Genomic DNA, 10482 nt, shown 5'->3' on the forward strand with positions numbered 1-10482 from the left:
TCTTTATAATCGGGCTTTGAGAGTTGAAGTGTCGCGTTAATCAAGTGAATTGGTAGAAAAAGCCAGGTTTCAGGAGAAATTATTCCCAAAAAAATCCCAAAAAAAATGCTCTAGAGTCAAACTCTAGAGCAAAACCAGGGTGCATCTACCATTCCTTAATTACCGGGGAAGTGGAACGAATCCGGAAAGTGTCCGTAATCAATTTAATTTTTTTGACTCGGTAGGCGCAGATAGCTACCGCTGTACGGGAATCAGAAGCAATCTGCAATTTTGTCAAAATTGCAGAACGATCAACAGATGACTGATAAGTTACACACTCTAGAAGAGGTTTGTCTGAATTGGCGACTAAATTTATTGGCGAATCATTGTCTCCCCTGGCACCAGCCGTTTACATTGTCGGTGCAGGGCCGGGAGATCCAGATTTATTGACGGTTAAGGCGCAGAAACTACTCGCGGTTGCGGATGTAATCTTATTTGCCGATTCTCTGGTGCCGGTGCAAATTTTGCAGGGGGTGCGTGCGGATGCGGAAATTATTCGCACCGGGAATAAAACCCTCGAAGAAATTCTGCCAGTGATGATTGAACGAGTGCGATCGCATAAATCTGTGATCCGCCTCCACTCTGGCGACCCCAGCCTCTACGGTGCTGTCTTCGAGCAAATGCAAGCCTTGGCAGAGGCTGACATTCCTTTTGAAATTGTCCCCGGCATCAGTGCTTTCCAGGCAGCCGCCGCCAAGCTCAAAGTTGAGCTAACGGTGCCAGGACTGGTACAGACGATTATCCTCACCCGGATTAGCGGACGCGCTTCAGCGGTGCCGGAACGAGAAGAATTAGCCTCCCTAGCAGCGCATCAGGCAAGTTTATGCCTTTATCTAGCGGCGCGTCACGTCGAAGACGCGCAAGCGAAACTGATGCAGCACTACCCCGCCGATACACCTGTGGCGATTTGCTTTCGAGTCGGTTGGCCTGATGAGAAAATCTTCCTGGTTCCTTTGGATCAAATGGCAACTGTGACGCAGCAGGAAAATTTGATTCGGACGACGCTTTATGTGATTAGTCCCGCCTTGGGGACGGTGGAAAATACGCCAGAGTCTTTGGCGACAGCGAAACGTCGTTCGCGTCTGTACGATCCTGAACATACTCATCTGTTTCGCCAGAAATCCACGAACCTCTCCCCCAACTCCTCCTTATACGGGTAAGTTTTGAATATTTAACGCTCCCAAATCGTCAAAAACCTACACCTGTAGGGAAGAAGTTTCCCGGTGCAAAATGTAAGGTGAGAAAAGTCTGATTGGTAACAGCACCCAATGCAGATGAAGCGTTAATAAGCAGATAACCATCCAGGCAATTTTGTAAACTATGCTTTCGCAAATCGTGCGCCCAATGGTTCGCACTCAAATCCGGTTACTCGCTAGCTGTCAGGCAACTCGTTCCACACTGATTGGGACGATTGCCCAGTGGCTGGGCTTTCTCGGTGTACGTGCCCAAGTCACGCACCTCAACGCCGGTTCAGACCAAAAAATTAGCATTTCGCTGACGGTAGACCAACCCGAAGGGTGCGACAAACAAGACTGGCAGCAAATTGTCCACAACCTTAATCAAGAAACCGATGCAAAGCCAGCGGAGGATTCCCAGCCTCAGCTAACGCCCCAGCAACAAAGTAAACTACAGCGGTTGCTGGCTTATTTGATTCAGGCGGCGGAACCGGAAGTCAGGATCAGCTGGGAGGTTTGGTCTCGTCAGCTTCAGGCACTCGGTTTAGAAGAACCCATGCTGCTGGGTGTCAGATCGGCATTGAAAGTGCCCCAGTCGCTTGAGCAATTGCTGGAAGGACTCGATCCAGATATTGCAGCGATCGCACTTCCCAAAGCGGTCAGCATTGCCTTGCTCGATCGCCGGGTCAATGCCTCGGAAGACAAGGCTTTGACAGCACTTTTGCAGCTAATGAAGCCACGCAACGAGGGTTAGTTTTATTCACCCTCCATCACCAAGGCGATTTTACCTGTAATCGATCCGGCTTCCAACAGTTGGTGGGCGGCGGCGGCGGCTTCGAGGGGGAAGGTTTTGGCGAGGTGAATTTTCAGCGAACCTTCATCAATCCAGGTTGCACACTGTTCTAAAATTTCTGCGTGATGCTGTTGAGCTTCCAGAAGTCCTTGCAATGCAGGCGTGAGCATCAATTCAAAGCTAATCCGGAGATTGCGCGATCGCGCAATCTTCCAATTAGAGTAAGCGGGGTCTGGCTCCAGAATCGTCACCAGATCGCTATAAACCCGCACGGCGGGGAACGTTTTATAGAAGGTTTCCCCGCCCACCGTATCAAAGGCTAAGTCTACGCCCTCTCCTCCAGTCCAATCTAGAACCGCCTGTACAAAGTCAGTTTGCTGATAAAAAATTACCTCATCGGCACCTAATTCGCGGACAAAATCAGCCTTGTCCTGAGAACTAACGGTGGTACAAACTTCCGCACCTTTTAGCTTAGCTAGTTGAATGGCGACGTGACCGACACCACCAGCACCCGCGTGAATCAGCACCCGTTCCTTGGGTTCTAGCCGCCCCCGTTCAAATAAGGCTTCCCAAGCGGTAATCAGAACCAGAGGGGCAGCAGCGGCTTCCGCAAAGCTTATGGAGGTGGGTTTCTTGGCGACAAATCGCTCATCAACAACCGCCATTTGAGCATAATTTCCCAGCTTTGCCCCCAGTCCACCTGCACAGAAATACACTTCGTCGCCAACCTTAAACCGCTGGACGCCAGAACCGACTGCTTCCACGACTCCCGCCCCATCACAGCCTAAAATAGCGGGCATTTGGTCTGGGTAGAAGGTGCCCCGCTGCCGCAACTTGGTGTCAATCGGGTTGATTCCCGCCGCCCGAAGACGGACAAGGATTTCTGTGTCTTGTTCAATCGTCGGGTTTGGGACTTCCTGAAGTTGCAAGACTTCCGGTGCGCCAGATGCTGTCATCAAAACTGCTTTCATCAGGTCGTTCTTGTTGCTAAGCCAAGGGTCTTTTATTGAGAACTCTACCGCAAGTCTGGGTTCCTAGCGTCACATTGCGATCGCATCTTTTTCCGGAAATTTTGCATCATAGTAAAAGTAGCCCTTGCAACATTTCTTTGCAAAAGGTTGCCGCCAGTAAGGTGAAAGCGTGGAGGGAGCGCGGTGATGGACGAAGCCCCAAAAAAGATAGAAGTTGATGAATTAGATGAAACCTGGGACGGTGACGAAGAATCCTCCGACGACGGCTGGAAGCGGAGCGATCGCAAAAAAAGAGCTCTGTCTGGTTGGAAGGGTGTGGCGCTTGGCGTAGGGATAGGCATCGCCCTCACCGCAGGCGGAATGAAACTGCTTTCACAGCCTAAGACTGCGAAGAAGCCAGATGCCACGCAACAGGCAGCACCACCCAGCCAAAGTGTCACTGCAACTGTCGCCCAATCCGCCGAAGTCGCCCGCACGCTGACAACCAGCGGCACAGTAGAAGCCCGCGAACTCATCCCCGTTTTGTCCCAGACAACCGGCTTACAAATCCAGAGAGTTTTGGTGGACGAGGGACAAACGGTGGAAGCCGGACAGGTAATGGCAGTTCTGGATAATTCCGTCCTACAAGCGCAACTCGATCGGGGAAAGGCACAGCTAGAATCGAGCCAAGCTGCTGTCCGGCAAAGACAAGCTGCCTTAGCGCAAAGCCGAGCCACCCTTGCCGAAGCCCAACGGAATCTCCAGCGTTATCAGCAACTGGCTCAGGCAGGGGCGATTAGTCGTCAAGAGCTAGATGCTCGCGCCACCACTGCCGCAACCGCGAGAGAAGAGGTTCGCCTTGCCCAAGCGAATATCAATAGTGCTGAAGCTGAGGTCAGGAGCAGTGCGGCAAATCTGCAACAACTGCAAACTCAGCTAGGGCAAACCCAGGTTCGCGCTCCGGCTAGAGGCATTGTTACCAGACCAAAAGTAGATGATGAAATTCAGCAAATAGCCCGGATTGGGGATGTCACTTCTGGCAGTAAACCGCTCTTTTCGATCATCCGCAACGGACAACTGGAACTAGAGGCACAACTTCCTGCTATCCAACTGCCGCAAGTAAAAATTGGGGCACCTGCCACGATTACCTCGGATAACGATAGCCGTGTTCGCTTGCAGGGGCGAGTCAGAGAAATCGCGCCCCTCGTGAACGCACAAAGGCGTGAAGCAACCGTCACGATCGACCTGCCCCAACCTTCGAGCGGGGAAAGCTTGTCCCTACGACCGGGGATGTTTGCCCGTGCCGCAATTACGACTACTACGACAACCGGGGTAACGGTGCCTGCTAAGGCGGTACTCCCTCAGCCGGATGGTAGTGCAATTGTATTCCTGCTATCGGGTGAAGACACGGTTCAAGCTCGGAAGGTAGAACTAGGAGAAGTGGCGACCGGGGACACAAGGGAGATTAAGAGCGGGTTAAAACCAGGCGATCGCGTCGTCGTTGCCGGTGCCGGGTATCTCAAAGAAGGCGACAAAGTTCGAGTGGTCAATGGTCAGTAGCGAATGGCTAATGCGAAGGATAATCAGCGATTAGCCACGAGCAATCAGCAATCTTTTAATCTTTTAATTCGCCTTTTATGAACATTTCCGGCTGGTCAATTCGCAAACCCGTTCCTACCCTGGTCTTATTTTTGTTTTTGACCGTGGTCGGATGGTTTTCCTTTACAGGTTTGGGCATTGATATCAACCCAAATATCGATCTACCAACGGTTTCGATTACCGTCACCCAGGCGGGGGCGGGACCAGCGGAACTGGAATCTCAGGTGACGAAACCGATTGAAGATGCTGTAGCGGGTCTGGGAAATATAGACCAATTAAATTCAACAGTTAACGACGGCGTCTCTACCACCGTCGTTAATTTTGTATTGGGGACAGATAGCGATCGCGCGACGAATGATGTCCGCAATGCGGTCGCCCAAATTCGCCAAAGTTTACCCGCAGACATCAACGAACCGATCGTGCAACGGCTGGAGTTCTCCGGTGGGCCGATTATGAACTACGCCGTCATTTCTAAGCAAAAATCGGTAGAAGAATTAAGTAATCTGGTTGACGAAACGATTAGCCGCGCCCTGCTATCGGTGGAGGGAGTCGCTCAAATCAAGCGGGTTGGCGGTGTTGACCGCGAAATTCGCGTCAATCTCGATCCCGATCGTCTGAAAGCTCTAGGCATTACAGCGACTCAAGTCAACGACCAAATCCGCGCCCTCAACGTCAATTTACCCGGCGGACGAGCGGAGTTAGGCGGGAGCGAACAAAGCATTCGTACCTTAGGCAGTGCGCCGAATGTCCAGGCGTTGCAAAACTATGAGATTATCCTTCCGGGCGGGGGTTCGGTGCCCTTATCCGCTTTGGGAGAAATCCGCGATGGCTCTTCTGACCCCCGGCAGGCGGCACTGCTGAATAATCAACCCGTGGTGTCTTTTTCCGTCTTGCGTAGCACTGGCAGCACTCTGGTGACGGTGGAAGAAGGGGTACGCCAGAAAGTAGAAGAACTGCAAAAAAACCTGGGGACGGATGTCCAGCTAAAACTCATCTTTACTCGCGCTGACTTTATCCGCGAATCCTACGATGGCACCATTGATGACTTGATCCAAGCGTCTCTGCTGGCAGTGCTGACGATTCTAATCTTTTTGCGGAACTGGCGTGCCACGTTGATTACTGCCGTGGCACTGCCGTTATCCATGCTGCCTACCTTTGCCGTGCAATATTTGCTGGGTTACACCCTCAACAACATGACTTTGCTGGCATTGGCGCTGGCGGTGGGGAACTTGGTGGATGATGCGGTTGTTGAAATTGAGAATATGGATCGCCACATGGATATGGGCAAAACGCCCTTCCAAGCGGCTTTGGATTCTTCAGCGGAAGTGGGTTTGGCAGTGTTGGCGAGCGCGGCGACGATTATCGCGGTGTTTTTGCCAGTGGCGTTTATGGGTGGGATTCCGGGACAGTTTTTCCAGCCGTTTGGGGTGACGGTTGCTGTCTCGACAATCTTCTCTACTCTGGTGGCGCGGACGATTACCCCAATGATGGGCGCTTATTTGCTCAAACCGAAGAAAACCTCACCCGCCAATCAGCTACCCGGAAATGGGAACGGGAACGGCGCTAACAGCCGGAAAAAAAATCGATTTCAACCGTATCGCTTTGTGCTGAAGTGGGCTTTGCGGCATCGCCTGACAACGATGGCGATCGCGTTGGCTTTTTTCCTGGGCAGTTTGGCGCTAGTCCCGTTTATCCCCAAGGGATTATTTAATAACGGGGATATTGGTTTCTCGGAAGTTGCGGTGCAACTCCCTCCCGGTTCGACGCTGGAAGATACTAAAAAAGTTGTACAGCAGACAACTCGGTTAATTCAGCAAAGCCCAGCCGTTGAGAGTGTCTTGGCAACGACAGAAGTCAATACTGCCAATCTTTTTGTCAACTTAAAGCCGAAGGAACAACGAGAGGATATCCCTCAAAAGGAATTTGAGAATCAAATGCGCCAACAGTTCTCCCAAGTGCCGGGGGCGCGGATTAGTTTCCAAAGCCAGGGAGCCGGTGGAGCGGGCAAGGATTTATCAATTGTCCTCAAAAGTGAAAACCCGGAAGCTTTGAACTTGGCAGCGGATGCTCTGGAAAAGCAGATGAGAAGCGTGCCCGGTTTAGTGGAAGCAACCTCTACTGCCAGTTTGGTGAAGCCAGAAATTCTGATTATTCCCGATGCGGCACGAGCTGCGGATTTGGGAGTGACGGTGCAAGCGATCGCGCGTACTGCATCCCTTGCCACCATTGGCGACAATGAAGCGAATCTGGCTAAGTTTAACCTCCCCGATCGGCAAATTCCGATTCGAGTGCAGATAAATCCCGATGCGCGGCAGGATATTGACACGCTCAAAAATCTTCAGGTGCCAAGCCAAAACGGCAATCTGGTTCCCTTACTGTCGGTGGCAGATATCCGCTTTGGCAGCGGTCCGGCGCAAATCGATCGGTTTAATCGCGCTCGTCAGGTGTCGGTACAAGCCAACTTGCAGGGTCTTGCTTTAGGAGATGCGGTGCAAGCGGTGCAACAGCTACCTGCCCTCAAGAATCTGCCTCCCGGAGTTGTGCAGGAATCCGCTGGGGATGCCGAGATTATGCAGGAGATTTTCGGTCGCTTTGGTTCGGCAATCGGACTGGCAATTATGTGTATCTATGCCATCCTGGTGCTGCTGTACAATAATTTCCTCCATCCCTTGACGATTATGGTGGCGTTGCCTCTTTCTTTAGGCGGCGCACTGTTGGGGTTAATGATTGCCCAAGAAGCGTTGGGGTTATATGCGCTAATTGGGATTGTCTTGCTGATGGGGATTGTGACGAAAAACTCCATCCTGCTGGTGGACTATACCTTGATTAACCAGGCGGAAGGGAAGTCGCAATATCAGGCGCTAATCGCCGCTGGGATGGATCGTCTGCGACCGATTTTGATGACTTCTCTGGCTACGATTGCGGGAACGATTCCCCTTGCCTTGGGAATCGGTGCGGGGGCTGAAGTCCGCGCTCCGATGGGAATCGCGCTGATGGGTGGCTTCACGACTTCCACGCTGCTAACGCTGGTGGTGGTGCCGGTGCTATTCACCTACGTGGACAACTTGCAGCGCTGGCTTGTGCAACTGCCGAAGCGCGGATTTGGCAGAAAACGGGGGCACAAAAATGGGGAGGTGCGTAAAACAAAGTCACAGGAGAAGCGATCGCTTCCCACGACTCCCAACCCAGAACAAGATAAATTCCCAGTCGGTAAAAAGTAGTTAGAGCGTGTTTCACAACTAAAACCCCGTGGGTATCAACCTACGGGGTTTTATTTTATAGAAGCGATCGCGCTTGCGTAGTGGAATGCGATCGCTTACTCCATTGCGAACATTAGATTATCAAAATTTAGCAGCCCCCGAAGAATAATTGGATAATTCAGAAATTGAGGCTGCACAGCTAATCGTGGATGATATCAAAGACTAAATACTGTTTTAAGAGTCTTGATTTTGGCAGTATCAATAGCACATTCAAGTTTTGAGATAGGATTTAAGCTTTTCCACTTACCTTTACTGGCAGTAAAAATAATATCGGCTGCTTTTTCTACATCAACTGCTTCAAACCCACCGATTTTATTAGTTGATAAATAGCTTATACGGCTAAAAATATCCTCTCTTGATGCCTGTTTAATACTGATAACCTCTGGCGGCGGCGTTGGTGCCGTTGGTGGCGATAGAAAAAATACTTTAGCAAGGGCATCCAACTTTTTGCCCTTAGTAATTCCACATTTCAAAGTTGTGATAGGGCTAAAGCCTGACCAATTTTTTCTATTAGCTGCTGCAATTCGATTAGCAGCTACAATTGCATCTACTCCCTTTAATGCGCCATCTGGTTCTGCAATTAAGTATCTAAGTGCAGCTAAAATGGTATCTCTTGATGCTGTACTCAGATTTACTTTAGGAGTAACTTCTCTCGCTAAAATTCTTGCTTGTTCAATGCTTTTAGGCTCTGGTTGAATTACAATGCACCAGACTCGTTCTAATTCAGCTTGTTGAGCGACTGCATAAACAAAGTGATTGCTAACAACTTGATACTGATAGTCACCTATTTCTTTAACAACAATAGGAATCCAATTACGCCCATTTGATTGTAATACTGCATCTGCTGCGGCAGTAATGATAAATTCTGATGCTGAAAATAGCTCTCCAGGCTCAATATCAGCTAGAGGCAAGTGCATAAGCTTACCAATATTATCAAAATCAACCATACAAAAAATACTCCTTAGCTAAGCCGAGATAATATTCAGCAACGTTCTTGTTTTTGAAAACTGCTGGGACACGAGCGAAGGCAGCACTGGAAACAACTGCGTATTCTGGAATACTGAATATAGTTGTATCGAAGTTCCCTTTTTTAGCTCTAGGATAATAGTAGGGCAGTAATTCAGGATCTAACATAGCTGGTTGACCATTATTAATAGATTTTTTAGTCAAAATATTTTTAATTTCCAAGTGCGTCCTTTGGATTGAAGGCTCAGTTGGCTTATGTTCATTGAAGAAAATTGGTAAAGCAGTTGGACCACTGTCATGTCTAAGTGTTTGCACTTCTGGAATAAACTGCTTAATTACTTTAAATACATTTTTTATAGATGCAAAGTTAGTGTGCTTTGTCGGGATAAGCACTACATCTGAAGCGCGAACACAGCTTTTACTAAAAAATGTCCAATTGGTTGGCGCATCAATCAATATATAATCATAATCATTAACACAAACCCGAAGTAAGTCTTGTAATCTCCCTGAACCTTTTTGAATTTTTGCTTCATAGTCATGCTCCATGTAGTTTTCCAGTTTTGAATCTGAAGGAATAACATCAAATAACTTTATTTTCTTCCCACTTTTATCTGCAAGCTGAAAGGGCTGAATTGTATCGCGAATATCCAACGATCTATTAATCAGACAATCCGAAAGTTTAACAGAGGTTTCTTTGATCCCAAGTAACTCAGTTAAATCTCTTTGTTGTGGATCAAAATCAACTACAAGAACTTTTTTCCCCTGTTTCCATAAAATAGCCGCTAAATTGATAGTTGTTGTGGTTTTACCCACACCTCCTTTATCGTTGTAGAGGCAAGCGGTTAAAGCTTTTGGCGGATTGTCAATCAAATGTTTAATGTTAGCAATTACATTACTAATATTATTATGATTGATTAAAATGTTGGCAGTTGCTGGAATTACTATCTTTCCATGCCTTCTGAATAGTTGGATATGGTTTGAATTAGTAATAATACCCCACTGAACGGTTTTACACTTAGGAGCAAGAAGATATCTTTTAAGCTGTTCCTTAGTATCTAAGTATTGGCGAGTATTTAATGATAAGTTGATTGGAACACCAGCATCTGTTGCGCGTCCCTTCACTTCAACCAGCAGGTAAGGATTAGTTTTAGAAATTAAAAAAACATCACCGTCATTGTTTTTACGAACTGCGAAATCTACCTTGTCAGCACCTCTACCTGTCCCAAACTGGGGAAATCGCTCTTGATTATTAAATCCGAGCGCTTCTAGAAGGGGTACTACAAATTGATTAGTTACAATAGGCTCATGCGCTTTGGCTGGAATAGAGCCTAAAATATTATTCCAATTTAAATTTGTATTTAACATTACGTAATACCTAAGCAGAAAGAAAAAGCCTTTTTCTTTCTCAATGCAATCACGTTTGTTAATGAGTGTGCCTCTGTATTTATACGTAAGAAATTCTTCCTAACTTAATAGCAGAGTTATAAGTTAAGCGATTTCACGATTAATCTAGGATCTGCACTAAGGCGCGATCGCACTCTTCACCCCAAAAACGCGCTCACATCCTCTGCCCAAACGTGATCGCTACTGTAGTTGCGGTGAACCGAAGTAATCGGGCAGTTCTTCCAAAGTCCATTTCAGCAGCCGACAAAGTGCTTTCAAATCGCGGGGAGTAAGCTTTGGTTCATAAAGTCCTGTCT

At 48.3% G+C, this 10482-nt stretch carries 7 protein-coding genes; 4 read left to right on the plus strand and 3 right to left on the minus strand.

Annotated elements, in window-relative coordinates:
• Positions 1 to 338 precede the first annotated feature (338 nt).
• Both cobM and NDI34_RS18685 read left to right on the plus strand, forming a co-directional pair.
• Complete coding sequence (gene cobM / locus NDI34_RS18680) at positions 339 to 1199, plus strand: precorrin-4 C(11)-methyltransferase (RefSeq protein WP_348233457.1); 861 nt, start codon at positions 339 to 341, stop codon at positions 1197 to 1199.
• Between the two features lie 160 nt (positions 1200 to 1359).
• The gene (locus tag NDI34_RS18685) at positions 1360 to 1968 is read left to right on the plus strand and encodes a hypothetical protein (RefSeq protein ID WP_190426485.1); all 609 of its coding nucleotides are present in this window, start codon (positions 1360 to 1362) and stop codon (positions 1966 to 1968) included.
• Positions 1969 to 1970: 2 nt separating this feature from the next.
• Here NDI34_RS18685 and NDI34_RS18690 read toward each other — a convergent pair whose 3' ends face one another.
• A complete protein-coding gene (locus NDI34_RS18690; protein WP_348233458.1) occupies positions 1971 to 2978 on the minus strand; it encodes a zinc-dependent alcohol dehydrogenase family protein in 1008 nt (335 codons plus the stop codon).
• Between the two features lie 186 nt (positions 2979 to 3164).
• Here NDI34_RS18690 and NDI34_RS18695 point away from each other — a divergent pair, with 186 nt between their 5' ends.
• Both NDI34_RS18695 and NDI34_RS18700 read left to right on the plus strand, forming a co-directional pair.
• Positions 3165 to 4517, plus strand: a complete 1353-nt coding sequence (locus NDI34_RS18695; protein ID WP_348233459.1) for an efflux RND transporter periplasmic adaptor subunit — start codon at positions 3165 to 3167, stop codon at positions 4515 to 4517.
• A gap of 77 nt (positions 4518 to 4594) precedes the next feature.
• The gene (locus NDI34_RS18700; RefSeq protein WP_190984713.1) at positions 4595 to 7777 is read left to right on the plus strand and encodes an efflux RND transporter permease subunit; all 3183 of its coding nucleotides are present in this window, start codon (positions 4595 to 4597) and stop codon (positions 7775 to 7777) included.
• A gap of 194 nt (positions 7778 to 7971) precedes the next feature.
• Here the strand turns inward: NDI34_RS18700 and NDI34_RS18705 are convergent, their stop codons facing one another.
• Together NDI34_RS18705 and NDI34_RS18710 are read right to left on the minus strand one after the other, a co-directional pair.
• On the minus strand, positions 7972 to 8763 hold the full coding sequence (locus NDI34_RS18705; protein WP_348233460.1) for a hypothetical protein: 792 nt from the start codon (positions 8761 to 8763) through the stop codon (positions 7972 to 7974).
• Positions 8756 to 10147 carry an AAA family ATPase gene (locus tag NDI34_RS18710; protein WP_348233461.1) on the minus strand — a complete coding sequence of 464 codons (1392 nt, stop codon included), beginning with the start codon at positions 10145 to 10147 and terminating at the stop codon, positions 8756 to 8758. Before NDI34_RS18710 ends, NDI34_RS18705 begins: the two co-directional genes overlap by 8 nt.
• Between the last annotated feature and the right edge of the window lie 335 nt (positions 10148 to 10482).

This window comes from Trichocoleus sp. DQ-U1 (assembly GCF_039961925.1).
GTDB lineage: Bacteria > Cyanobacteriota > Cyanobacteriia > Cyanobacteriales > FACHB-T130 > FACHB-T130.

Coding starts and splice junctions, on each gene's coding strand:
- NDI34_RS18685 (WP_190426485.1), top strand. CDS start 1,360: ATGCTTTCGCAAATCGTGCGCCCAATGGTTCGCACTCAAATCCGGTTA.
- NDI34_RS18690 (WP_348233458.1), bottom strand. CDS start 2,978: ATGAAAGCAGTTTTGATGACAGCATCTGGCGCACCGGAAGTCTTGCAA.
- NDI34_RS18695 (WP_348233459.1), top strand. CDS start 3,165: ATGGACGAAGCCCCAAAAAAGATAGAAGTTGATGAATTAGATGAAACC.
- NDI34_RS18700 (WP_190984713.1), top strand. CDS start 4,595: ATGAACATTTCCGGCTGGTCAATTCGCAAACCCGTTCCTACCCTGGTC.
- NDI34_RS18705 (WP_348233460.1), bottom strand. CDS start 8,763: ATGGTTGATTTTGATAATATTGGTAAGCTTATGCACTTGCCTCTAGCT.
- NDI34_RS18710 (WP_348233461.1), bottom strand. CDS start 10,147: ATGTTAAATACAAATTTAAATTGGAATAATATTTTAGGCTCTATTCCA.